Genomic DNA, 25,841 nt, shown 5'->3' with positions numbered 1-25,841 from the left:
TTCACCCGAAATCATATCGGAGTTTGGTCTTTTTAAACCAAATGGCACAAACGGAATTGTGCCCCCTTTAGCCAGGGTTTCACTATTTGTTGATTTATCTACATCTCTGATTTGTAATGCTCGGCTTGTACCTTGGAATATAGGAGAACGCACATTAGCAGAAGAACAACTCCCTGAAATTGTTCAGCAAATGCGTGCATTAAAACAAGATAAATTATTATGTATCTATGATCGTGGTTATACTTCAGTAAAGTTTATCAAACAACATTATGCATGTCAAACAGATTTTATTTTTCGTGTACAAGAAAAAAATTATACTAAGCTATGGGAGCGGGTTGCATCGGGCGAATCAGATTTTGATCTAGTTCTAGAAAATAAGGATAAAACTATCAGCCAGAAAGTAAGAGTCGTAGCGTTTATGTTATCCAATGGCAAAAGAGAAGTTTTGGTTACTTCACTTTTTGACAGAGCACAATTTACCCTGGAAAGCATTAGTAAAGTTTATGCTTTGAGGTGGCATATAGAAGAGTGTTATAAACGATTAAAGATAAGTGCAGAACTAGAGAATTTTTCTGGTATATATTTAGAAGCTGTATTACAGGAATTTTGGGCTCATTTAGTAATGTGTAATTTATTGGCACTGCATATGTGTGATGCTCAAGGTCCCTGGAAACCAGAGCAAATAAATGAGTATCGTTTGAATTTTTCAGTTTTGTTTGGTGTGATGCGTCAAAAAATGCATCAAGTGCTGATTGGGAAGTGCTCAACTAAAAGCTTTCAGAAACTCTTTGATAGAGTGTGCATACGAGCTAAAGTGAAAATCCGACCCGGGCGATTATATAGTCGTGACAAGGTGGATAAGCCTAAACGCCATCATGTCTTTAGGAGGGTGTGCTAATCATGAATTCCCTTAAGTTGACGCCATTGGATGAACGGATACTCATGTTTTAGCTTACTAGTTATAGCGGGCCTGTCATCAAATAGTCCAACTTAATGAAGCTACTAGATGGATAGCGCCTAAGAAAATTTTAGCTGTTTTATCATAACGGGTAGCAATTGCTCTAAATTGTTTGAGTTTAGCGAAAAAATTTTCTATTAAATGCCTTCGTTTATAAATTATTTTGTCATATTTTTTTTCTGTTTTAGAGTTTACTTTTGGTGGTATGACTACTTTACATTTTCTTGCTTTTAGCTTTTCAATAAACCGATCACGTGCATAATAAGCTTTATCAGCAATCAGGGTAGTAGATTGTATTTGCATCAGCAATGCATCAGATCCTACTAGATCATGCGAATTCCCTGCTGTTAAGTGCAATGCGGTAGGTTTACCTTGCCCATCACAAATTACGTGTATTTTACTGCTCCATCCTCCAGAACTACGTCCAATAGACTGATTCTCTTCCTTTTTTTTTTAGCACCAGCACTATGCTGATGCGCTTTAACTATCGTAGAATCTATCATTGTATAAGTATTATCACTATGTGTAGATAAAACTTGAAATATTTTTTCCCAAACTCCTTTACGGCTCCAACGACTATGGCGCATATGTACTGAACGATAATTCCCGAAACGGGCTGGTAAATCTCTCCAGGGTATGCCAGTTCTATAACGATATAAAATTGCTTCAACAAATAAACGATTATCTTTAGCTGTTACCCCTACCGTTTCTGATCGTCCAGGTAAAAGATTTTTAATTTGATCCCATTCTGAATCACTTAGTCCATAGCGTCGCATCATAATATAATTTTAGTTTGTATAAATGTAACTGATACTAATATAAAAATATTAGTATATCTATTCTATCTTAGGGCTAGATTTATTTCCTTTATTTGTTCACACGCCCTAGTTATAGCGGCTTAATATACGAATACGAGACAAGTAAACTTGTTTAAATTTTAGCAGAAACCATTCACGACACAAGCTCGTCTAACTTTCCTTTTTTCTCCAGTGCATACAAATTATCACAACCACCTATATATTGATCTCCAATAAAAATTTGCGGAACAGAACGCTTTCCTCCTGTTTTTTCTATCATTTTAGCTCTTTCTGATTCATCTTCTACATTAATTTCTGTATATATTAGATTTTTTTGCTGCAGTAGTGCTTTGGCCCGTATGCAATAGGGACAAGTTTTAGTAGTATAAATAGTAATATTATGCATAACATTATTCATTTTGGTTAATTTTAGTTTACTAAGTGCCAGCTTTAAGGCATCTACGTTCACTTCATCTCCCCATGCCTCCTCTAAATGTGCAAAAAGAAGCTGATTTTTGTGAATCAGATACATTCCACCTAATAACCGCCCTTCTCCATTTAGATCTCCTTTGAAACCAGATGTAGTTGTCTTATAGGTATGCCAATATGTCGAAAGGCGCAATGCCCCATGCCATAGAGGGAGCCAACGTTCTTTGGGACCGTAAAAACGCCTTTCCATATCAAAGTATAGATCCCATTGGAGATTTGGCCAAAAGCTGTCTACGCCTAATGTTTCGTGAAATACAGCTATTAAACGTACGCCTCGGGATTGTAACGTATCACTCAGATTATTTAATAGACTGGCTTGTTTGCGACAAAAGGCACATCCCGGACGGCGTACAGCCATAATCAGTACAGGAGACTGGTCAAACAGTTCAATAGCTTGGATCTCTTTTTCTAATACAATAGGCTGATGAGTAGTGGTAACAATTTTCTTTAATTTAGCGGTAGCTAAATAGGGAATGGTAGGTACCATATAGCCAATGGTATAGCGAGTAGGTAAATTGGTATATACCAATACACCAAAAAAAATCCACATCACGCCGTAACTTAAAAATATCATTTTCACAGTTTTTAAAGGTCCTCTCTTAAATAAATTAAATAAAATTAATAATTAAATAAAAATAATAGAAGAGATAGATAATGGAATCTATAATAATAATTATTCGTAAATAACATGCATGCTGGATTAGCACTATGTTAAAAACATTATTGTATCCGTTCAGTCAATGGCGTCAACTTAAGGCAATTCATGATTAGCCTACCCTCCTATTCTACTTGGTTATCAATAACAGCTAAACCTTAAGTTGACGCCATTGTCCGTTCAGTGGTGTGGCAGCCATATTTTATAGATTATTGATGATTTTATCCATTTTTTTTTAAAAACTACATCTTTTAAAGCTACTTTTTTTGCTTGATCAAAAAAAGTAGCCAAAAAAAATCAAGCGCTGGTGAACAAAGCTGTTAAAAATTCAGTCTGCAAGCTGAAAATCAGAACTCGCCCAGGCCTACAGCCTTGGGCTCAAACAGGCTGATTTTCTACTACCTTTCAGACTGAATTTTTCTAATCACAGCTTTGTTCAAGGCGCGTTTTTTATAAACTTACATTATTGCACTATTTCTAAATACGAACGTGAAAAAATACACATAGGCCACACCACTGAACGGATACCTGTAAGACTTAGAAAAGAATAGTCATGTTCTGTCCTAATTAATATAGCGTATATATTTTCTTAATTTAAAATATAAAAATAATTTCAATGCATTTCCCATAATTTTGTGTAATTTTTTACATACTTTATTATTTTTACTTACCGAAATGCCTGATTTTATATAAACTGTACAAAAAAAATTATAGTATCTTTCTCTTTTGTGCATAGGGTAGCTAGTTTATGCATAGGATACCGCTAGCAATAAAAAATTATCGCAATAAAATCATAACAAATCTGTTAAATAATAACTAAGAAAGCTTACAAACAACATATAAATTCTTATTTTGCGTAGAGTAGGCAGTTTATGATATGTACACTAAATCTTACATGCATACGTAGTCCCATTTATGAACAAGCTGAATAAACAAGTTATATAAATAAACTATACTATAACTAAAACTATAACTAAAGGAAATAACTAAAGGAAATAACTACTAAATTAAATGGGATAAAATTAAATGGGATATAAAGAGATGTATTATATTATTATAAGGAATCATATAAGAATCACAGCATGGTATAAAAAAAAATAATTACTAAACCTAATGCAATAATGATGCAACGCATACTTTCTGTTATTTTAGTGTTCCTAAGCACTATACCATACCAAACGTTGGCCATAACCAGCCATTACGCCCTGCAACCTGCCCAATCTATTTTGGATGAAGGCATTTTGCTTTTTGAACAACATCAATATGGAGCAGCTCAAAAGTGCTTGGAAGGCTATTTGTCCAGCCCGTGGAAAAAGTATAAGCAAGAACACGCTGCTTATTATGTTATTTTATCCGCTTTGGAAAATAAGGATCCTCATATAGAAATGCTTGTGCAACATTTTATGATACATTATCCAAACAGCCCTCACATAGAGACCATACGTTATCGTTTAGCAAAGTTTTTGTCTGAACAGGGCGCATTCCATAAAAGCCTATCGCTATACCAAAAGATTAGAACAGAGTACCTCAATTCCAATTATAAAGATGAATTCCCATATGAACAGGCTAATACCTATCTGCAGCTAAAGGATTGGTTAAAGGCAAAAGAAGGATTTGCTAGCATTACCAATACAAATAGCCCTTATTATTACCCTGCTCAGTTACGTATGGCTTATATAGCTTTTGAACAAGGAGATTATCATGAGGCACTTGCTGCACTTCAAAAAGTAAGTAAAAATAAAAATTATCTGCCAGAAGCTAGAAGTTTAACCCTCAAAGTACACCATAGAGCTGGTGCATTTGACGCACTACTGGCTTATGTAAAGCATTGTCCAGCACTATCCTTGAACAAGCAAGAACAACTGCTTATTGGCGATGCCTACTTTTTTCTTAAACAATATACAGAAGCTGCTACCCACTACCAAGCTTACTTAGATAAGGAAACGGCTACAGATAGGATAACGCTTTCCAAACTGGGTCATGCGTTATATGAAACGCAACAATACCCTCAAGCACTTGCTTGCTTTAAACAACTGCTGCATCAAGATGACCAAGCAAGTCAAGCTGCTGCTTATTACAGCGGACTGATTTATGAAAAAAAGGGCGCTATTCCAGAAGCAATAGATGTTTTTTCCCTAGCTGCAAGGCAAAAATTTGATCTGGAAGTAAGTGATTTAGCCTCTATTAAACTTGCTGCTTTATATTACCAACAAGGATCCTTTACAGAAGCTATACAATCTATACATACCTTTATTCAAGAAAATCAGGACAGTAAAAGTCTTTCAATGGCGCAGGCCTTACTGGTTCAGTGCTATTATAAAACAAAAGCTTATCAAACAGCGATAGACTATATAGCTGCACTTCCCTATAAAAATGAAATGCTATTAAAACTATACCAAAAAGTACTGTTTTACCAAGGGCTAGAAGCATATAATAAAGGCAAGCAAGAGGATGCTATAAAGTGCTTGAGGCAATCCTTGCTTTTTCTTTTTAAACCATCTTTAGCATTACAAGCGCAATTTTGGCTGGGAGAAGCCTATTCAGCTCTGGGCGCCTATCAAAAAGCGTTGGAATGTTATACAACCGTAATGGAAAAGGGTAGCTGCAACACATTATACCACGAAAAGGCCTTATATGGGCTAGCATATGCCTATTTTAATACCGGAGATTATACTAATGCAGCCAAAAATTTTGAGCAATATGTGAACATTACCGAGAAACAACCCTCTACTGCCCATTACGATGCGATCCTCCGGTTAGGAGACTGTTATTATGTAAAGAAAAATTATGAACAAGCGCTTAATAGATATGAAAGTGTTTATACCTACCATCCTGCTCATGTGCGTTATCAAGAAGCATTAATTTACCAGTTATTGGGCAATAGTCTTCTTGCAACCCAATGTTTACAAGAAGTTATTACTACCCATGTACAAACCAAATATTATGAAAAAGCGCTTTTCCAGGAAGCCTGTATGCTGTTCACTACCGGTAATTACCAAGCAGCTATTCAAAAGTTTACTTACCTGATAGAAAAGTGTTCCACTAGTGATCTACAGCCAGAATGGCTAATGAAACGAGCGCTTGCTTATGAAAACTTACATAAAATGGAAGAGGCTGCTGCGGATTATATAGCCATTTTAGAGCACTATCCTAGCCATGAAAATGTGGAGAGCGCATGCATGGCCCTATCTAATATATTTTCTGCGCAAGGAACTCCAGAAAAAATGGATAAGTATCTGCAAAAGCATACCCAAGTAGCCCAGCAGCTAGCTAACCACTCCGATACCCATACCTTGGAAAGGGCTAAAAAACTCTTTTACAGCGAGCAATATGCTAAAGTATTGCAACAACTTACCTCTTTTGATAAGCGGTATCCTAAAAGTACATACCTTCCAGAGGTTTATTTGTTAATGGCAGAAAGTTATTATAGGCTTCATAACACCAATCAAGCTATAAATTTTTATAAAAAAGTAGAAGCCAGCGGCCAAACAGGGCTTCATAAAAAAGTATGGTTAAGAATAGCTGATCTTGCTTACCAAAACAATAAATTTCAGGAAGCGCTCATCTATTACCAAAAATTACATAAAATGCAAATGCAATTAAGTAATAAAGAATATTATCGTACTTCAATAGGGTTAATTAAAGCCAGTTTTGCCATAAAACAGTATCAGACTACTATACCCGTTTGTTTACAATTGGTGCATAATCCTAAGGAAATACCTGCCGAAATTATACAACAAGCCCGTCTTTATTTGGGTAAAGTTGCCATGCAGCGATCTGAATATAAAAATGCGAAGGGCCATTTTTTGAAAGCCAGTACACCCCCATATACCGCTATCGCAGCAGAAGCACAATATCTGTTGGCTCATGCAGAATTTAAACTAAAAGCCTATAAGGCTTCGTTAAATGTTTTATTTGAGCTTATAGAAAAGTTTCCGCATAATAAAAACTATATAGATCCTGCTTTTTTACTGATGGCAGATAATTACATTATTTTAGGTAATTTTACTCAGGCCCAAGCTACCTTGGATTCTATTATCAGCCAATCAAAAAATAAAAAAAATATCGAATTGGCTAAGAAAAAAAGAGCAGAGGTGATGTCCAAATTAAAAAAAGTCAAAAATCTTCCTGTAAAATAGAAAGGGAATTAAATATTCCCAAAACTTTTACAAATGCGCGTAGTGGTTGTGTAATATTAGCTGCTAAGAAATATCTTATTAAGATATGTATAGGATTTACATAAAAGGTATCTACGTATGCATACATATTGTTAGTTTATAATTTTTAATTTCAAGCGAACCATATCATGGCAAAAAATTTAGTTATTGTGGAGTCACCTGCAAAAGCAAAAACCATTGAGCGTTATTTAGGAAGTGGCTATCAGGTAGCTTCCTCTAATGGTCATATTAGAGATCTTATTAAAGGAAATAATGCCATTAATATTGAAGCAGGTTTTTTGCCTAGTTATGAAATTACGCCCGGAAAGGAACGCATTGTACAACATCTTAAAAAATTGTCTCAATCTTCGGATTGTGTTTATTTAGCTAGTGATGATGACCGGGAGGGAGAATCTATTTCGTGGCATTTAAAAGAAGCACTTGAGTTAACAGATGACAAAGTGCAACGCATTGTCTTTAGAGAGGTTACTAAAATAGCAGTTTTAAACGCCTTGCATCAACCCCGTACCATCGACTTGTCTTTGGTTGATTCGCAACAAGCAAGGCGTATTTTAGATCGATTGGTGGGGTATGATCTATCTCCATTATTGTGGAAGAAGATTAAACCTGGCCTTTCTGCGGGCCGTGTGCAATCTGTTGCTGTGCGGATGGTAGTAGAACGCGAAAGAGCTATCAACCGTTTCGTTTCAGTTGCTAGCTTTGCTATATCAGCGTTTTTTATCTTACCAACCGGGCAATTGCTCAAAGCAGAGGGGTCAGATAAATGCAAAACAGAGGAAGCTGCATTAGCCTTTTTAGAAAAATGCAAAGATGCCCTTTTTTCCATTAAAACATTGGAAAAGAAAGCATTAAAGCGATCTCCTGCCCCTCCTTTTATTACCTCCACATTACAGCAAGAGGCTAGCAGAAAGCTCGGATATTCAGTAAGTCGTACCATGATACTGGCTCAGAAACTCTATGAAACAGGTAAAATTTCGTATATGAGGACTGATTCCCTACATCTTTCTGAAGATGCCTTACAAAATATAGCCAAAGAGGTAACCACAACCTATGGAACAGCCTATTTCTATGCTAGAAACTATAAAACCAAATCATCCACTGCACAAGAGGCCCATGAGGCCATACGGCCTACCGATTTTTCGGTAAAAGTAGCTAGTAGCAGTAAAGATGAGCAGCGCCTCTATGAACTGATTTGGCGTAGAGCTATGGCCTCCCAAATGGCTGATGCGCAAATAGAAAAAACTGTGGCAACGATTCAAATTTCTACAACCAACCAGACGCTTATCGCAACAGGAGAAGTATTAAAATTCGAAGGATTTCTTAAGGCTTATGCGCGCGTTAAGGATGAGGAAGAGGAGGAAGAAGAAGAAGGGGGACTGTTGCCCCCATTGCATGTAGACCAAGCATTACCCCTAGAAAAAATGTTGGTCCGAGAAAGATTCACTAATCCACCTGCCCGCTATACAGAGGCTACTTTGGTCAGAGATTTAGAAGAAAAAGAAATTGGACGTCCCTCTACTTATGCACCTATTATTTCTACCATTCAAAAAAGAGGCTATATTACCTTAGCATCGCGAGAAGGCTTTCCCCGGGCCTATAAGCTATTAACTTTACAAAATAATTTGATTCAAAGCCAAGAATTAACTGAAACGGTTCGTACAGAAAAGCAAAAACTTTTTCCAACCGATATCGCTGCAGTAGTAAATGACTTTTTGATTAAACACTTTTCGGATGTAACCGATTATAATTTTACGGCATATGTGGAAAAAGAGCTAGATAAGATCGCACAAGGGACTAAGATCTGGAATCAGATGTTGGCCGAGTTTTATAGTGGTTTTTATCCTAAAGTTCAGGCTACTGCTGATGTAGACAGATCTATGGTAAATTATACCAGATGTTTGGGCAAAGATCCACAAACCAATGCTTCGTTAATCGTTCGGTTGGGTAAGTATGGTCCATTGGTGCAATTGGGTATCGAAGCGGACAAACGTGAAGAAGCGCCTCGTTTTGCAAAGCTGCGGGAAACGCAGCGTATGGAAACCATTACATTAGAAGAAGCCTTAGATCTTTTTAAATTACCACGAACAGCGGGTGTCTTTGAGGAACTTCCGCTCGTAATACATATAGGCAAATTTGGTCCTTATATTAAGCATGGTGCACTTTTTTATTCCCTACCAAAAGAGGATGATCCCTTTACGGTCAGTACACAAAGAGCAATAGAAGTTATTGAGAACAAACGAAAGTCAGATGCTGAAAAATTGATCAAAACTTTTCCTGAAGCGCCCACTATACAGATTTTAAATGGAAGATGGGGGGCTTATGTCAAAAGTGGAAAGAAGAATATCCGTATTCCCAAAGATATTACCGATCCTACGTTACTAACTCTAGCAGAGTGTTTAACGCTTTTAGAAAAAGATACAACGCTCCCAAAAGGCAAAAAGGCATAGCATAAGATCTTTTTATGGGTAGTATTGATTCTATACGTTCAGTCCATTCATTTTTTTTAATAGATGAAATAATTATATTACCCTAATAAAGAATAGTTGTAAAAGGTATTCTTACAAAAATTCCCAGCATCTATTTTATTTTTACCATTATGAAGCGTAACAACCATAGCACAATAGTGCGCATATTTTATTTTATCCTATTATTGAATTGTATGGGTAATAATTTGGTATTTGCACGTCGTTTGACATATGATGACAATATTGCTATAAAGATTTCACGTAATTACCTAAAATCTTTTCCTATTACCCATACACCTGTAATGGCTGTTCCTTTATCTCCTACTAGTACTAAGCAAAAGCAGCAAATGGTATTACCTTCAGTTGAGGTAAATTTAGCTGAGAGTACCCAACGTAAGATTCTATTGCGTACGATATTTTCTGATATTACACCATATGTTTTAGAAACAGACGTGGAGCTATTAAATAACAATGCGTGGACAGATTTGATTCTTTTTTGTGGTGCCGATAGCCATCCCGCTCATCACTTATTGTCCCGTATAAACCGGACCGCTACGGTAGTGGGTGAATGTGCCTTGGCTACGCTTTTAGTAACCCCGACAAGTGATATAGCCACACTGGCTAACCGTCAACAAACCGTGCAATGGTTGTTAGCGCATCCCGCATGTTTAACTGATTTAAAGCAATCTTTGGAAGCCTACCACAACGTAGAACAAAGATTGCTTTCCTTTTGGACCCATACCGATCCGCTTGCTACCAAAGAATACCAGGCATATATGAATAGGCGGTTTCTTTCGGACAATCCTGCTGTAAATAAAATAGAGCGTAAGCTTAATACTCGGATTTTTGTTAGAAATTTCCGGGATATATATGGAGAATTTATTGCATTGCCCATATTTGTAATTTTATCTTGTGAACTCCATTATTTGATGACTGCCTTTGCTAAAGGAGGTTTTTTTAGATCCTCTACCAGTAGAGACAGTAGCTATGAGATGGCTCCTTTCTTTATACCAGGGTGGTCTATTAAAAAGGCTATATCTCATTATCGAGATGCCAAGAACCCCAGCCTTTTACCTTTTGCAGGTGTAGCTATTACGCATGGGTTAGCTGTGTGGCGAGGGTATTGCGGTGTCAAACAGTATCAAGAATATAGTACTGTTTTTCGGAACCTAGCCAACCGTATGCAAGATGTGCAACTTTTTATGAAAACGATTCAACAGGTAAGTAACATAGTGGCAAGCCATCACGAATTAGAAGCGCTTTATGGTCCCTCTTTACAGGAGATCAGGGCCCTATTGGCCCATAGTAAAGAGCAAACTGAAATAGGCATTATGGTACGTAACTTTTTAAATATGAAGTTTGATAATTGGTCCTATATACGTGGGAATGGTGGTAAGCTATTGGCTACCTATAATTTGTTTGAGGAACATAAAAATTGTTTAAAACCAGCTATGTATGCATTAGGCCGATTGGATAGTTTTATGGGTATTGCCACTTTAATGGAAGAAGCCAGCGAAACATGTCCAAAACACTGTTATACTTTTACTAAATTCTTAGATCGTTCCACACAAACCACCCCCTCTATACAGTTCAATGGCATGTGGAACCCACTACTAGATCCTACAGTAGCTATAGATAATGAAGTAGAAATGGATGCACATAAGACGCGTAATATAGTGCTTTGTGGACCCAATGCAGGTGGTAAATCCTCCTTTCTTTCTGCTGTAGCGATGAGCCTACTGCTTAGTCAAACTTTTGGGATCGCTCCTGCTAAACACGCAATTATTACCCCTTTTAATAAGATTAACACCTATATAGAGGTGGAGGATGATATTGCAAGAGGGGCCTCTCTCTTTATGGTAGAAATAGAGCGGATGCAAAGGTATGTCAACATGCTAGAAAAAGCTAAGCCAGATCAATTTATTTTTGCCGTTGCTGATGAACCTTTTGCGGGTACCAATCCAGCTGAAGCTGGCGCTATTGCTTACAGTTTCGTTGCTGCTATGGCTCAATACCCCAATGCACTGCATATTGTAGCTTCTCATTATCCAATTTTATTGGGCCTAGAGGATAAGGCTCCAGGACGGGGCATTAGAAATTTTAAAGTGTTTGTCCAGGAAGGTATTGATAAAAAGTTACATTATACTTATAAAGTGGTACCAGGAGCGGGAACCCAAACAGTCGCTTTAAAGTTACTTGAACGGGCAGGGTATGATCAAAAATTGTTAAAAGAAGCGGAATATATTACTAAACATCCAGAAAAATTCCATAAGGGCTTTCGTAAAGTTCTTTAAGAANGTAAACAGCTTAAAGTGGATATCTCTATGATTTTAACCAGTATAGAGGAGACGCTAGCAGATACCATTCATCAATTGCTGCATAAGGCGGGCAGCCATAGGATATTTCTATTAGAAGGCCCCATAGGGGCTGGCAAGACAACCCTTATTAAGGGGCTATGTAACGCTTTAGGCGTAATGGATGTAGTACACAGTCCAACTTTTGCACTTATTAACGAATATAAAACGATCGATAATGGATGTATGTATCATTTTGATTGCTATCGCATGCATGGTATAAGCGATGCGATTGCGTTAGATTTTGAAAGCTATTTTAGTTCTGGCTATTATTGTTTTATAGAATGGCCCTCAAAAATTGAGCCTATTTTACCTGAACATCATTTCCTGATTAGACTAGAAATCGCAACCCCAAATAGTAGAAATTTGATTTGCAGCAGTTATTAACTTATTTTAGTATAATAGGAAATTAACATAAGCTATATTTCCTGTACCATCTAGCAATTGTATATAAAAATTGTCAACGTTTTATGGATTAAAACAGTTATAAAGGATTATAAATCATGAAGAGAACATTTCAACCATCGCTTAGAAAAAGAAGAAATAAACATGGGTTTAGGGAACGTATGTCAACGGCTAATGGCCGTGCAGTGCTAGCTAGAAGAAGGGCTAAGGAAAGATCTAAATTAACTGTCTCTGATGAAATGAGACATAAACGTTAGTATGAGCTTGGTCTTCTGTGATACTTTATTACTACCCAGTTTATGGCAACCAATAGATTGCGCAAACGGGATCGGTTGGTCAATCGCAAGCATATAAACATACTTTTTCAGACAGGCAGCTACTTCCAGATCGATCCTTTTAAAGTTTTTTATGTAAAAAAAAAAGAGCAGCATTATTAACGCATGCATATGATAAAAATGCGTGTCACAAAGTGCTTTTTTCTATTCCCAAGCGGATCGTTCATTCTGCTGTAGAACGCAATAGAATAAAGCGGTTACTTAGGGAAGCTTACCGCATACATAAGCATATACTTGATCTTCCTTTAGATACGGCTGGATGCTCCTCAAAGCGGCAATTTGCCTTTTTAATAGGATATGTGTATACTGGAGAAAAGGAGGGAGTACAATATCCTATTGTGCATAGAGCGGTTATGGCATCTTTGCAACATTTGAGCGTTTTGCTTGGTATCACCTAATCTTTAGGAATTAGCATTGAATAGTGAAAGATAGTTATTATTTTTTTTGTATTTGGGGTTCTTTACTTAACCTTAGGCTGTTGCTGTTCTAACCATCTTGCAGGCAGTCATATATAAACCATCATAATATAGTAATCATAATATAGTAAATGGTTGGGTTGTGGCCGTTCGTTTGTGAAAAGCGAGCGTAAGGGGGTGTTATGGCCCCACGTATGGAAGCAAAAAGTTGCTATAAAAGCATTTTGCAGTAATATATTATTAGGATAGGTATGCATTTAGATATTGTTGTATTTCTTCTTTTTGTATTGACAAATGTATGCATTGGTATAGCTTCTATTTACCGCGTTAGCACATTTCAGCATTATGCTGTAGGTTCAAAAGAATTTACTACAGCAGCTATTGTAACTAGCATTCTAACGATGTCTTATGGAGGAGGTATTTTCTATACTCCTTTTGATATATATTCCTTATTATTCTTTACAGGGAGGACCATAAGCTACTTTATAATAGGCACCCTACTATCACACCGCTTATACTTTTTTTTAAATAACCAGTCGATAGCAGAGACTATGGGGAAACTGTATGGGACAACTGTTCGAAAAGTTGTGGCCGTATGTGCGCTACTCCATAATGTTGCTGTAATTGCGCTTCAGATAAAAATACTATCCATAGTTATATCCTGTGCTTGGGATATACAAGAACATTATACCTTATGTTTGGCAGCTATTTTTATAAGCTTTAGTATTGGATCACATGGCATAAGATCATTAACGTTGCTCAGTGCAGTACGTTGTGCTACCTTTGGTATATTATTTCCAACTATTGCTTGGGTTTTATGGAAAAATCTCATAACCCAATGTCATGCTGACCAATTTTCCCTTGCTTTTACCATTAAGAATTCATGGAATACTTTAATCAATATTCGTTCCACTGGACATTATATTACTTTCTTTATCGCTTATGCTATACCCTGCTTAAATCCTGCTCTATTTCAACATGTTTTAATTTCAGAAAATACTACCCAAATAAAACGTTCTTTTAATTATGCCGGGCTCTTTACATTAAGCATAAACTTGTTTTTACTATGGATTGCCCTATTAGTAAACAGCAATAAGCTGGATCTATCCAATACGTACTTACATTATTTTAATGCTTATTGGGGAGTCAAAGGGTTGTTTATGCTAGCGGTTGCAACTTTAACTTTGTCCTCCGCAAATATATATCTGCATGGGGCTACTGTGTTAGTCGTAAATGATATACAAAATGTGTTTAAAAGGGATAAAACTTCCGCAATGAACTTTAGCGGCTATACAGCTGCTATAGGTTTGCTTGCAGCACTGGTTGCCCTTTATGTTAAAGATCCCTTACAGTTATGGAATATGGCTATTGTTACATTTAAACCTATTGTAGGTATTCCATTATTAATACATTTACTTGGCGTTCAGCTGCATCGATATACAGTATTAATGGGCATGCTGATAACTACTATAACCATTATACTCTTAGAGTATTTTAGGCCTAACCTAGGTATACATCAGATACTCTTCTACATCTTAATGCATTTATGTACACTTATAATTGTACAAACTGCTCACATTTTCTTAAAAAAATATAAACAAAAATCTGATGGTAATATCTTAGCTATTGTTTTCTTTAAAGAAGAAGCGCTTGCACTCGTTTCATTATGGACTAGGTTTTCTGCCCATATCTTGCGTAAGATTACAAAATTTGATCTTATGGATTATCTTCAGAATCAATTACCAAAACATAATTTGTATTACGTTCTTTTTAGTTTTTATATTACTGTTACGGCGTATTGTTCTTTATATACCTTCTCGAGTAATGCTATATGGAGCGCTAAATTAGAAGCGTTTATTCTTTTCCCTAGTCTTTTCGTTTCTACTTTTTTCTTAGCTTATGCGTCTATCCCATCCAAGTCCTATTTGACCAAAATTGCGTTGGTAATATGGCCATTAAGTAATTTTTATTTTCTTTTTTTAGTGAGTAGTGGCATGGTAGTGCTTAGTAAGTTTGCGCATTTGCAAGTCATTATTTTTATGCTAAACATCTGCTTATCTACTTTTACCAGTCCCTTGATAATTATATTTTTTAGATTCTTAATTAGTATTATAGCAATATGGATATGGATTTTTTATTTTGGCAATAACGTAAAATTAATAGATGCTTTCTTTAACCTAAACATTAGTGTTGTATATATTATATTAATGATATTCATTTTGCTAGGAAGCTTGTTGAGCCATGAGCAACGGCTACGAAAACTTCTTGTAACCATACAAGAGTTAAGAAGTAGCCAGGAGGAGCAAAATGCAAGACAATTTTTTAGTAAACAACAAGTGGCAGCGCTTGCTTATGAAAGTGATTGTGTGATAAAGCAATTACATAATACACTCCTTCGGTTGCTTACATCCAAGGAGCATAAGCATAATCTTGCTTATGCTATAGAAAAACAATCTATACGTTTAAAAAAATATTTTGACAGTATTTTTTCTTATTTAAAGCATAATCTCTATTTAGAAACGAATTGGATTAGTATTGATCAATTATTAGCTGAATGTTTCAACGCTATAAAAATTAATGATATTTATCATTCTCCATATGTAACCATACATACAGAACATCTTTACATACAATGTGACATAGAACGTATAAAAAGCCTAATTATAAATGGTTTATATTCCTGTAAGTTATATGAGTCGATGAATAGCAACAAAAGAAGGGATATCTCTATTTATATAAATGATACGCAATTAGGTTATAGGTTAACACTTTTGCACGGTAAAATACAAAAAGTACATGCGGTCAGCTTTATGATTACCACTACAACGGAACGCCCAGCTATTCTTCCGCTATACAAGGTAGTAGAAATGGCAGATGTTCAAATATTAAACAAAGAAAAAGAGCAAGATCAATTAAATGCTGAAAGTCACCATATTGTAAATGCTCATTATGGTTACTGTGATATTACCCATTCTGATTTAGGTATCACGCATTTATACGTAATACCTGTAAACTTACAAGAAATCACTAAAGCATTTGCTGCTTTTTCACCTGTGGTCTATACCCAGAGCGTAAAGCCAGATTCCATAAGCATGCAACAAGAGGCCATTTTTTTTGAAAAAGTGAAGGGCACAGGGCTTGCTGTTCAGAATATCATGGATGTCCTGCAATTAATTAAAACCTATTATGCTACACAAAAAAGAAAAACAGGAGAACTGTTTTACCTACATCCGATGGCCGTGGCTACTATTTTACTAGATCTAACGGAGGATACCCATGTCATTATTGCTGGTTTAGCACATGATGTAGTACAAAACACACCCCTGACAGAGGCTGGATTAACTACTATACTAGGAGAAAATATTACCCAGATGTTGTTTACGGTAGAGCTTATAGAAAAACATCTGCCGCTAAGAAAAAATGATTACCCTGCCTATATCAAAAGTATCATTAATGATAAATATCATAATGCTATTCTTGTGAAGCTGGCAGATGTTTTACATAACGCAAAAACCATTCATGGGCATAGTATTGAAAAACAGATAGAAAAGGCAACACTGATTCAAGAATTTTATGTGCCATTGGCACAGGCAATGCATCTCACTAAGGTAGCCCATACGTTGCATATATATGCTTCTAAAGTGTTAAATATTGCTTTAATATAACGATTGGAAAGAAGTGAAAGGTCAATTTTCTATAATTTTTTTATTATGAATCTATACGGAAAAACCATACTTATTACAGGCGCTTCTCAGGGTATTGGAAAAGCCATTGCAGTTAAATTAGCAGAGGCAGGAGGCCATATTGCTTTTACCTATTTAAGTGCTAATCAGTCAGATATTATGAATCTGGAAGAGACATTACGAAACCTGGGTGTTAAAACAAGGGGATTTCATTTAGATGTATCTGATTTTACCTCTACAGCTAAAGTAGTGCAAGATATATTACAAACATTTGGTAGCTTAGATGTATTAATTAATAATGCTGGCATAACAAGAGATAATTTGCTGTTGCGTATGTCTGAAGCGGATTGGGATGTTGTATTAAATGTGAATCTAAAATCTGTGTTTAATATGGTAAAAGCATCCATGCAAACTTTTCTTAAACAGCGCAATGGTTCTATTATCAATATAGCTTCTGTGGTAGGCATTAGAGGAAATGCTGGTCAGGCTAATTATGCTGCTTCTAAAGCTGGTATAATTGGCTTTACAAAATCAATTGCGCTAGAATTAGGAAGTAGAAATATACGTGCCAATGTTATTGCACCCGGTTTTATAGCTTCTGCTATGACAGATAAGCTGAGCGGACCCTTGCAAGAAGTATGGAAAAAAAACATTCCGCTTAATCGCATTGGACTTCCAAAGGATGTAGCTGATTGTGCCCTTTTTTTGGCTTCTGATGCATCAAACTATATTACTGGACAAGTCATTCAAGTAGATGGTGGTATGCTTACCTAATTACGGGTCTTTCTACCACACAGAGGAACAGATACAATATTTCACTTAAAGGCTATCATGCACAGCATTACAAAACCCTTTTTTGCAGTAGTGCTTTTACATGGATTAGGCGCCCCCCAAAATGAATTAGCTGTTATTGCAAACAAGCTTCGGGCTACTTTCGGAAATGCAGTACTTATCATACAACCGTCTTGCAGAGTAAGGCAGCGCTCCGTTTACCTAACTACCCAAAAACAAGCTGAAAAAGTGCTAGCTTATATCCAAGATAAGTTCATACAATACCAAACAAGCAAAACTTTGCCCGTTGTCCTCATTGGCTATAGCCATGGTGGTGTAGTGGCTATGCTATTGGGAGAACGTTATAGCGATAATTTGAATATCAATGGTATAATAGCTATAAATGCACCATTAAAAGGTGTGGCATTGTTAAAACGCAACCCTAAGGAAATCAAAGAATTTATGTCTGAAGCCAAAGCAAGTTTTCAATGCATTGGCTATCAATCAAGCTGGCTGTATAAAACTGTAGTAGTCAATGGTATGGTATCTTTACTGCTACCTTACCTGCAACCTTCTTTTCGTTTTACATTTCCATTTTGTGGCCTAAAAGATCTTCATCCAGAAAGCAGTTGCATAGAAACAGTAGGCAATTTCTTACATAATGGCGCTTATGGTATACCTATTTTAATAATAGCTAGCTATCAGGATGATTTTAGAAAATTATTTGACATCAGACAACCTATAGAACAATATACAGAAACAATGATTCAATTAAATCAGATATATTCTAGATATATAACTGGTAATCATTTTCAAAAACACGATACCTTACTATCCTTATCCAGTCAATTGTGCAGAAACTATGTTACTGAATATGCTATACATGATTCAAGCGACGGGCCTAATAATACTGCTATGGCGCCCTATACTATCAATTGCACCAATATAAAAAGCAAAATTTATCAAGATCTTATTCATGCTCATAATCTAATCGCGATCAATCCTTTCTTATTTGTAGCATATGGAGAAAGGGTTATTCATGCGCATCAGGTTTTAACTGATTTAATAAGCTTTATTAAGGAATGTACATGTTTACCTGTTTAAGCCTGTATCTTAAAGTATCCGTTCACTTGCGTGGCAGCAAAGCAGTATCCGTTCACTTGTGTGGTAGCCATATTTTATAGATTACAGCAATTAAAGCTACTTTTTTTGCTTGATCAAAAAAAGTAGCCAAAAAAAATCAAGCGCTGGTGAACAAAGCTGTTGAAAATTCCAGGCTACAAGCTGAAAATCAGAACTCGCCCAGGCCTGCGGCCTTGGGCTCAAACAGGCTGATTTTCTACTACCTTGTAGCTTGGAATTTTCTAGTCACAACTTTGTTCAAGGCGCGTTTTTATAAACTTACATTATTGCGCTATTTCTAATTGGTACGAACGTGAAAAAATACGCATAGGCCACACCACTGAGCTGCATAAAATGTACCATTCCTACGCAAAATATCTGGATTAACACTTAAAATAGACTTCTTTTGCAAGTATAAACCTTTACCAGCTGAAATTACGTCGTTTGTGTTTAAGCACATCATATTACTTGTTGGTAGTATATGCTGGGTTTAATTAGAATCATTAGATGACTGTCTAAAGGCAGCAGTAGTAGGTGCATTGTAATTATTGTAATCAAAGGCAGCAGGAGTAGCTACATTGCAATCATTATAATCAAAGGCAGCAATAGTAGGTGCATTGTAATTATGGTAATCAAAGGCAGCAGGAGTAGCTACATTGCAATCATTTTCTTTTTCTGAATCTGATGATAAAGGTTCATATAACGATGACGGATTTGCTACAGACTTACTTACTTTTGTCGATTTGTTACTGCTATTATTCAAAGGTTCCCCAGGACGTTTTGCTACAGGCATATCTACTTTTGTCGATTTATCCTTCGGACGTCTCCCAAGCTGTGATTTATCTTTATCCATCCCTACATCCAAGCACTTCTGTAGTCTACATCTCTTGCAGAAGTCGTCATCTTGATTGACTGTACATGTGTTTTTACCGGACTTGCAGGTAAGTTGTTTACCTTTTAGATGCCACCGTCCAAAAAAAAGTTTACATCCCTCGCATGTCTCTACTCCATAGTGAATACCATTAGCGTTGTCATCGCCGCATACTTGGCAAATCTCGCCGGTTTTTTCTATTATCTTGGGGTCTGGTATCTTCATCCCTACACGCAAGCACTTCCGTAATCTACAGCCCTGGCAGGAGCCGCGGAGGTTATATTGATTGATTGTACATTCGTTGTTACCGGGCTTGCAGATATATTCACTACCTTTTTTACCTTTTTTACCTTTTTTACCTTTTTTTACAATTTCTACATACCGTTTAAAAAACTGGTTACATGCCTCGCATACATATGCTCTGTAACACTTACTTTTTTTAGCTCTGCCACTGCATACTTGGCACTTGGTATTGTCCTGAAAGGCTTCTTCCCCGGTGTTATTCATTACTCTGTTAGAAGAACTTGCTGGCATCATACCCAGATGACCAGCTGTTCTATTGCATCCCGTTAAAACCAGCGTGGCAAGCAAGAATAGATGGAAAATTACTTTATTCATTATTTTATTCAATTTAAATTTAAAAAATTATATATACATTATACATCCACAGCATTAAAACCTTATAAGCTGCCTTTGCGCCTTTTATAATTACGTTTCTTTACCAGGATGAAATACAATTGTACGTATTTTTTTTATTGAATCAAAATATTGGATCCTTTAGAAGAGCGTATCCGTTCAGTCATGTGGCTTATACATATCCGTGTTCGTACCCATTAGAAATAGCATAATAATACAAGATTATAAAAAACGCACCTTGAACAAAGCTGTGATTAGAAAATTTTAGTCTGAAAGGTAGTAGAAAATCACCCTGTTTGAGCTTACTCTTCGTCTTTGAAAAGCTGGCTACGCTTTACCCCACCAGATATATCATCTGGTGGGGACCCCTGTTCCGCTTCGGGATTCAGCGTACTTGGGGTTCCCATGATGTATGCATATACATCATGGGGCGAACTCACATAGTGCGTACTATACTGCGTACGCTTCACCCTCGCGCGCCTTACCAGCTTCCCAAATCCATTGAGTAACCGTAGAGCGAGTTCTGATTTTTGAACGGATACTGTTTCATTTTGTTTATTAACAATATATTTTGTAAACTTGTATTTCGGTAAATCAGAACGATTTTTCCAGCTATGTATCTATAGTTAGATTGCTTTTCACATGTTTTCAATGGAGATTATCAAGATAACTGCTTAACTGTTGGAATAGCCGGCTTAACCAGCACTATTCATTTAACCAAAGCGGATTTGTAAGTAAATTTTCTTGTCAAAAACAATTATCTTGTGCTTTTCCTAGCTCTAATTTTTCAGAGATTTGTTTGCTTAATCAAAAAGAAACCCCAAAAATCAAGCAGCAGCCGTTTCTATGCTAGAGAGTATAATATATTTAATTTAAAACAACAATCATGTATTTTTTACTAATTTTATTCCTAGTCTTCAGTGGATGTACTAAGGTACGGCTAGGTATAGGTGCTTCAGACGCCATGGCATTGGCAAGTAGCTCAACTACATATTTATGTAAATATCAAGAAAAAATTGACGATCCGGAACTCATGCAATTGGTCAATGAAAATAAACTTAAAAATAATAGATACTGGACGGTTGAGCCAAATATCGATATACATATACATTTGCATGAGCTACATAATAAATACATGTACACTTTTCAGTTGCAAAATCTACTAGGCAGGCTGGTAGCTTACCTCTGTAAAGAGCCGTGCTATACGCTTACAATAGATTGCCGTTATGTACATTCATCAGGTAAATACCTGTATGCAATACTTGCTGCTCTTAAAGGCACAACTGTTCGTAGTCTATGTTTAAAAAGGGCTAATTTAGGTGCAGTAGAAGCATTGGGCACAGTATTTTCTAAACTCAAATATACAAAGATTGAAGATTTGCAACTGGCGAATAACAAGTTGGAAAATAATGTAGCTGCCCTACTTCCTACACTTGTGTGCACAGCTGTGCACACGTTAAACTTATGTAATAATAATTTAGGCCTGGTGCAAGCAGATCTATTGGGTACAGCATTTTCTATCCTCAAATATACAAAAATTAAAAATTTGCAACTGGCGAATAACAAGTTGGCAAATAATGTAGCTGCTTTACTTCCTGCACTTATAGGCACAGCTGTGCACACGTTAAATTTATGTAATAATGATTTAGGCCTCGTGAAAACAGAGCCGTTGGGTACAGCATTTTCTACACTTAAACATACAAAGGTTGAAGATTTGAAACTGGGTGGTAACAAGTTGGCAAATAGTGTAGCTACCCTATTGCCTGCGTTTGTGGGTACATCTGTGCGTACGTTAGACTTATGTGATAATGATTTAGGACTAGTGGAAGCGGAAACATTGGGCACAGCATTTTCTGCACTCGAACATACAGAGATTGAAAATTTGAAACTGGGGTGTAACAAGTTGGAAAATAATGTAGCTGTCTTGCTTCCTGCACTTGTGGGCAACACAACCCTGTGTTGCTTAGATTTAGATTCGAATGATTTAGGCTCAGTAGAATTGCCCACCCTAGATAAAGCATTTTCTTCGCTTCAGCATACAGCTATTGACAGCTTGTCCTTTGATACAGGTAGTTTTATCTCTTGGGATTTAAGCAGTATGAAACAATTGCTTGCTGCGTTAAGGGATACACAAATACGTAACGTTTTTTGCTTAGGTCCTGAGGGTTCAAGAAACTTAGTTGAGTCGTTTAATTCTAACATTGCTTATCCGCACGATACCGTGTACCATGAACATGGGTTACAAAGAGCATGTATACGTACCATTATGCCAAACAATTCAGATCTAAATGCAGCAAGATCTAATAGACAATTAAAAAAAACAATCAAAGAATATGAATCTGATAAGCCTGGTTTAGATATAATATCCATGCCACCATTGGATGAAGTATATACAACAGATGAAGATATAGAAAATCCCGGCGAAGAGGAGGAAGAAGCGTATACAACAGATGAGGATACGGAAAATTCCGATGAAGATGAAGAGGAGTATATCAGATATGGATGAAGAGGATACAACAAATGAGGATACGGAAAATTCCGATAAAAAAGAGGAGTAAGCTACAGCATATTTTTAAAATGTTATTAAAAATAATGTTTGCTACAGGCAGCTACAGCAATTAAGGAAAGGAATAGAAAAGTAGTGCCACGATTTTAGTTATATTTTATTTATCTTTTAGACAATACCTACATCGTATACCAGGTTGGTAATGGTCATCTAGATCCGTATCGGTTAAAGGCATACGGCAGCCATAACAAAGTAAGCAGCTGCCTTTTTTTAATCCATGGCTTAGGGATATTCTATCGTCAAAAACAAAACATTCTCCTTTCCATCTCGTTTCATCTTCTCGGACGTTAGCTAAATATTGTAAAATCCCACCCTTGAGCTGGTAAATTTCTTGAAAGCCATGTGCAAGCATGTAAGCAGAAGCTTTTTCACATCTGATGCCACCGGTACAAAACATAGCAATGGGTTTATCCTTGTAGGCAACTAAGTTGTTGTCAACAAAGGTAGGAAATTCACTAAAGTAAGTAGTGTTCGGGTGTAAAGCGTTTTCGAAGCTGCCTACTCGGCATTCGTAATGATTGCGAACATCAATTACAACAGCTGCCTGATCTAAAATAGTATGCCAATTTTTAGCCAAGACATGGTGCCCAGCTAATTGCAGGGGCTGTGCTTCCGCTTTAGCCATCGTTACCATTTCATTTTTAACCCTAATCTTTAGGCGACGAAATGGTTTACAATTTGCTTTAGCGTATTGATACCAAAGCTCATTAAATGCTGGAATATCTAGAATTTGAGTCATTGCATGGTCTAATACAGCAGGTAAACCGGCAATGGTGCCATTAATGCCTTCTGAAGCTATAAGCAGCGTTCCCGTTAGTTCTTTACATATGGATTTCAGGGTCTGCTGTAGTATTGCTAGGTCCTGTAGTGGTACAAATTTGTATAAGGTGACTATTTTAAACATATCAGGTGCTGATGATCTTCGTATATACAGGTATGCATACAAATGATAAACTTACTCAAAGTTACCGAAATTATACTTTAATAAAAGCACCATTAAACATTTATGCCTTTACAGCAGCTATATCTATATTGTGAAACACTACCTCTCCTTCTTGATAACCAATAAAAATAGGTTGATCCTTTACAATACTGCCCGCAAGCAATGCTTTAGATAACGCATTCAATATAAACCGTTGCATCAAGCGCTTCAATGGCCTTGCACCAAATTGTATACTATAGCCTTCCTGCGCTAAATACGCTAGGAGTGCCTCATCTAGTGTTATGGTAATACCATTTTTTTGCAGATCTGCTTTAAGTTTTTCTACCTGAATACGTACAATATCCTTAATAACACTTTTGGAAAGTGGATGAAATAGAATAATTTCATCCACTCTATTGAGAAATTCTGGACGCAATAGCTGCTGCAGCAACTGCATAACCTCTTCTTTGGTTTGCGTTAACAACGCTGGTTCGGGAAAGTCTGTTATATCCGCAAATCTATTTTGAATAAGATGCGCCCCCATATTGCTGGTCATGATGATAATGGTATGCTTAAAACTAGCTGTTCGACCTTTGTTATCGGTGAGCCTACCATCATCCAATACCTGCAATAAAATGTTAAAAACATCGCTATGCGCTTTTTCTATCTCGTCCAATAATATAACGGAATAAGGTCTCCTCCGTACCGCTTCTGTAAGCTGTCCGCCTTCTTCATACCCTACATAGCCAGGTGGTGCACCAATCAATCGACTAACTGTATGTTTTTCCTGATACTCAGACATATCTATACGTATCATTGCTTGTTCATCATTGAATAAGCAATGTGCTAGTGCTTTGGCTAGTTCTGTTTTACCTACACCTGTGGTGCCAAAAAAAATAAAAGAACCAATAGGTCTCCGTGGATCCTGTAGGGCTGCACGGCTTCTGCGTACCGCATCGGCAATGGCTTGAATGGCTTCCTCTTGACCGGCCACCCGTTGGCTTAAAAATTGCTCTAAGTCTAGTAACTTTTCTTTTTCATCTTGCAACATTTGTGCAACAGGGATACCGGTCCATTGCGCAACAATTTTAGCGATATCTTCTGGTCCCACTTCTTCCTTAAATAGAGGCGTAGCATCGCGCAATGCTTCCACGGCTATTTGCAGTTCTTGTAATTTTTTTTCTGCTTCTGCCAACCTCCCATACCGAATCTCTGCTACTTTGCCATAATCAAAATCTCTTTCTGCCTGTTCTGCTTCTAAACGCAATTGCTCAATTTGTTTTTTTTGTAGGCTAATGCCATGGATAATGGCCTTATCATGCTCCCATTTTGCTTTAAGGACATCTCGTTTTTCATTTAAATCAGCAATGGTTTTAGCCAATGCCTCTAGCTTTGATGTATCTTTTTCTTTACGTATGGCTTCTTTTTCGATCTCTAACTGCGTAATTTTGCGTTGTAATTGATCCAAATCCACTGGAATGGTATCCAATACAATACGTTGTTTAGAGGCGGCTTCATCCATTAAATCAATGGCCTTATCAGGCAAAAAACGTTCTGGCAAATAACGGCTAGCAAGCTGCACAGCAGCTATCACGGCACTATCTCTGATGCGTACGCCATGATGCAATTCATATTTTTCCTTAATACCTCTTAAAATAGAAACGGCATCTTCTTCACTAGGTTCTTCCACTAAGATTACTTGAAACCTACGCTCTAAGGCTTTATCTTTTTCTATATATCTTTGATATTCCTTTAAAGTAGTGGCACCAATGGCATGCAATTCTCCCCTAGCCAATGCTGGCTTCAATAGATTAGCTGCATCCATAGCGCCTTCTCCAGAGGAACCTGCGCCAATGAGGGTGTGTATTTCATCAATAAAGAGCATATAGGCCCCATTGGAATCTACGACCTCTTTGATGACCGCTTTAAGTCGCTCTTCAAATTCACCCTTGTATTTTGCACCGGCAATCAAAAGACCTAAATCTAAGGCAAAAATAACTTTATATTTAATATGCTCAGGTACGTCACCTGCTACAATACGTTGGGCCAATCCCTCTACAATGGCAGTTTTACCTACGCCAGCTTCCCCAATTAACAAGGGATTGTTTTTAGTCCTGCGTGAGATAATTTGCAATGTTCTACGTGATTCCTCATCACGGCCAATCACAGGATCTATTTTACCCGCTTTAACCAGTTCATTAAGGTTCTTAGCATAACG

16 protein-coding genes and 2 pseudogenes (1 of these 18 only partly in view) are annotated in these 25,841 nt (G+C 36.8%); 12 read left to right on the top strand and 6 right to left on the bottom strand.

Going from position 1 to position 25,841, the window contains the following annotated elements:
* Window positions 1–898 (top strand): annotated as a pseudogene (locus EDM02_RS05535) (IS4 family transposase) (it extends 246 nt beyond the left edge of the window).
* 78 nt (window positions 899–976) lie between these two features.
* On the opposite strand, the gene EDM02_RS05530 reads toward EDM02_RS05535, so the two are convergent.
* Window positions 977–1,734 (bottom strand): IS5 family transposase gene (locus EDM02_RS05530; RefSeq protein ID WP_123663761.1). Its coding sequence is split into 2 segments (ribosomal slippage): window positions 977–1,393 and window positions 1,396–1,734, totalling 756 coding nucleotides; the frame shifts between segments, so codons are not numbered across the junction.
* A 175-nt stretch (window positions 1,735–1,909) separates the two neighbouring features.
* Window positions 1,910–2,818, bottom strand: coding sequence for a glutaredoxin 3 (grxC, locus tag EDM02_RS06095; protein ID WP_317614983.1), 909 nt, complete (start codon window positions 2,816–2,818; stop codon window positions 1,910–1,912).
* Window positions 2,819–4,020: 1,202 nt separating this feature from the next.
* On the opposite strand from grxC, the gene EDM02_RS05520 reads away from it, so the two are divergent.
* The 10 genes from EDM02_RS05520 (at window position 4,021) to EDM02_RS05480 (ending at window position 18,610) form a co-directional block, all read left to right on the top strand.
* Window positions 4,021–7,038 carry a tetratricopeptide repeat protein gene (locus tag EDM02_RS05520; RefSeq protein ID WP_123663749.1) on the top strand — a complete coding sequence of 1,006 codons (3,018 nt, stop codon included), beginning with the start codon at window positions 4,021–4,023 and terminating at the stop codon, window positions 7,036–7,038.
* A gap of 167 nt (window positions 7,039–7,205) precedes the next feature.
* Complete coding sequence (gene topA / locus EDM02_RS05515; RefSeq protein ID WP_123663747.1) at window positions 7,206–9,524, top strand: type I DNA topoisomerase; 2,319 nt, start codon at window positions 7,206–7,208, stop codon at window positions 9,522–9,524.
* Window positions 9,525–9,736: 212 nt separating this feature from the next.
* On the top strand, window positions 9,737–11,836 hold the full coding sequence (locus tag EDM02_RS05510) for a MutS-related protein (protein WP_221179619.1): 2,100 nt from the start codon (window positions 9,737–9,739) through the stop codon (window positions 11,834–11,836).
* Between the two features lie 30 nt (window positions 11,837–11,866).
* On the top strand, window positions 11,867–12,283 hold the full coding sequence (gene tsaE / locus EDM02_RS05505) for a tRNA (adenosine(37)-N6)-threonylcarbamoyltransferase complex ATPase subunit type 1 TsaE (protein WP_123663743.1): 417 nt from the start codon (window positions 11,867–11,869) through the stop codon (window positions 12,281–12,283).
* A gap of 116 nt (window positions 12,284–12,399) precedes the next feature.
* Window positions 12,400–12,558: a 50S ribosomal protein L34 gene (rpmH, locus tag EDM02_RS05500; protein ID WP_123663741.1), complete on the top strand. Its 159-nt coding sequence runs from the start codon at window positions 12,400–12,402 to the stop codon at window positions 12,556–12,558.
* Between the two features lie 42 nt (window positions 12,559–12,600).
* Window positions 12,601–12,738 (top strand): hypothetical protein, encoded by a 138-nt coding sequence (locus tag EDM02_RS05740; RefSeq protein WP_184891167.1) that lies wholly within the window; start codon window positions 12,601–12,603, stop codon window positions 12,736–12,738.
* Between the two features lie 32 nt (window positions 12,739–12,770).
* Window positions 12,771–13,034 carry a ribonuclease P protein component gene (locus EDM02_RS05495; protein WP_123663739.1) on the top strand — a complete coding sequence of 88 codons (264 nt, stop codon included), beginning with the start codon at window positions 12,771–12,773 and terminating at the stop codon, window positions 13,032–13,034.
* Between the two features lie 269 nt (window positions 13,035–13,303).
* A complete protein-coding gene (locus EDM02_RS05490; protein WP_123663737.1) occupies window positions 13,304–16,717 on the top strand; it encodes an HD domain-containing protein in 3,414 nt (1,137 codons plus the stop codon).
* 45 nt (window positions 16,718–16,762) lie between these two features.
* Window positions 16,763–17,509: a 3-oxoacyl-[acyl-carrier-protein] reductase gene (gene fabG, locus EDM02_RS05485; RefSeq protein WP_123663735.1), complete on the top strand. Its 747-nt coding sequence runs from the start codon at window positions 16,763–16,765 to the stop codon at window positions 17,507–17,509.
* Window positions 17,510–17,566: 57 nt separating this feature from the next.
* Window positions 17,567–18,610: an esterase/lipase family protein gene (locus EDM02_RS05480; protein ID WP_123663733.1), complete on the top strand. Its 1,044-nt coding sequence runs from the start codon at window positions 17,567–17,569 to the stop codon at window positions 18,608–18,610.
* Between the two features lie 508 nt (window positions 18,611–19,118).
* Here the strand turns inward: EDM02_RS05480 and EDM02_RS05475 are convergent.
* Both EDM02_RS05475 and EDM02_RS05735 read right to left on the bottom strand, forming a co-directional pair.
* Entirely contained in the window at window positions 19,119–20,117 is a 999-nt protein-coding gene (locus tag EDM02_RS05475; protein WP_123663731.1) for a nuclear hormone receptor DNA binding domain-containing protein, read from the bottom strand.
* A 320-nt stretch (window positions 20,118–20,437) separates the two neighbouring features.
* Entirely contained in the window at window positions 20,438–20,605 is a 168-nt protein-coding gene (locus tag EDM02_RS05735) for a hypothetical protein (protein ID WP_184891166.1), read from the bottom strand.
* 494 nt (window positions 20,606–21,099) lie between these two features.
* On the opposite strand from EDM02_RS05735, the gene EDM02_RS05470 reads away from it, so the two are divergent.
* Entirely contained in the window at window positions 21,100–22,641 is a 1,542-nt protein-coding gene (locus EDM02_RS05470) for a leucine-rich repeat domain-containing protein (RefSeq protein ID WP_123663729.1), read from the top strand.
* Window positions 22,642–22,798: 157 nt separating this feature from the next.
* On the opposite strand, the gene trhO is transcribed toward EDM02_RS05470, so the two are convergent.
* Window positions 22,799–23,605, bottom strand: coding sequence for an oxygen-dependent tRNA uridine(34) hydroxylase TrhO (gene trhO, locus EDM02_RS05465; protein ID WP_123663727.1), 807 nt, complete (start codon window positions 23,603–23,605; stop codon window positions 22,799–22,801).
* Between the two features lie 100 nt (window positions 23,606–23,705).
* Window positions 23,706–25,841 (bottom strand): annotated as a pseudogene (locus tag EDM02_RS05460) (ATP-dependent Clp protease ATP-binding subunit); the annotation flags it as partial.

Source organism: Candidatus Cardinium hertigii (genome assembly GCF_003788695.1).
This window is presented reverse-complemented; position numbering and strand designations above follow the sequence as displayed.

Bases quoted from the DNA above. Each gene is read 5' to 3' on its own strand.
- tsaE (WP_123663743.1), top strand. From the start codon at position 11,867: ATGATTTTAACCAGTATAGAGGAGACGCTAGCAGATACCATTCATCAA.
- rpmH (WP_123663741.1), top strand. From the start codon at position 12,400: ATGAAGAGAACATTTCAACCATCGCTTAGAAAAAGAAGAAATAAACAT.
- EDM02_RS05520 (WP_123663749.1), top strand. From the start codon at position 4,021: ATGATGCAACGCATACTTTCTGTTATTTTAGTGTTCCTAAGCACTATA.
- EDM02_RS05490 (WP_123663737.1), top strand. From the start codon at position 13,304: ATGCATTTAGATATTGTTGTATTTCTTCTTTTTGTATTGACAAATGTA.
- EDM02_RS05740 (WP_184891167.1), top strand. From the start codon at position 12,601: ATGGCAACCAATAGATTGCGCAAACGGGATCGGTTGGTCAATCGCAAG.
- EDM02_RS05510 (WP_221179619.1), top strand. From the start codon at position 9,737: ATGGGTAATAATTTGGTATTTGCACGTCGTTTGACATATGATGACAAT.
- fabG (WP_123663735.1), top strand. From the start codon at position 16,763: ATGAATCTATACGGAAAAACCATACTTATTACAGGCGCTTCTCAGGGT.
- topA (WP_123663747.1), top strand. From the start codon at position 7,206: ATGGCAAAAAATTTAGTTATTGTGGAGTCACCTGCAAAAGCAAAAACC.
- trhO (WP_123663727.1), bottom strand. From the start codon at position 23,605: ATGTTTAAAATAGTCACCTTATACAAATTTGTACCACTACAGGACCTA.
- EDM02_RS05475 (WP_123663731.1), bottom strand. From the start codon at position 20,117: ATGAATAAAGTAATTTTCCATCTATTCTTGCTTGCCACGCTGGTTTTA.
- EDM02_RS05480 (WP_123663733.1), top strand. From the start codon at position 17,567: ATGCACAGCATTACAAAACCCTTTTTTGCAGTAGTGCTTTTACATGGA.
- grxC (WP_317614983.1), bottom strand. From the start codon at position 2,818: ATGATATTTTTAAGTTACGGCGTGATGTGGATTTTTTTTGGTGTATTG.
- EDM02_RS05470 (WP_123663729.1), top strand. From the start codon at position 21,100: ATGGCATTGGCAAGTAGCTCAACTACATATTTATGTAAATATCAAGAA.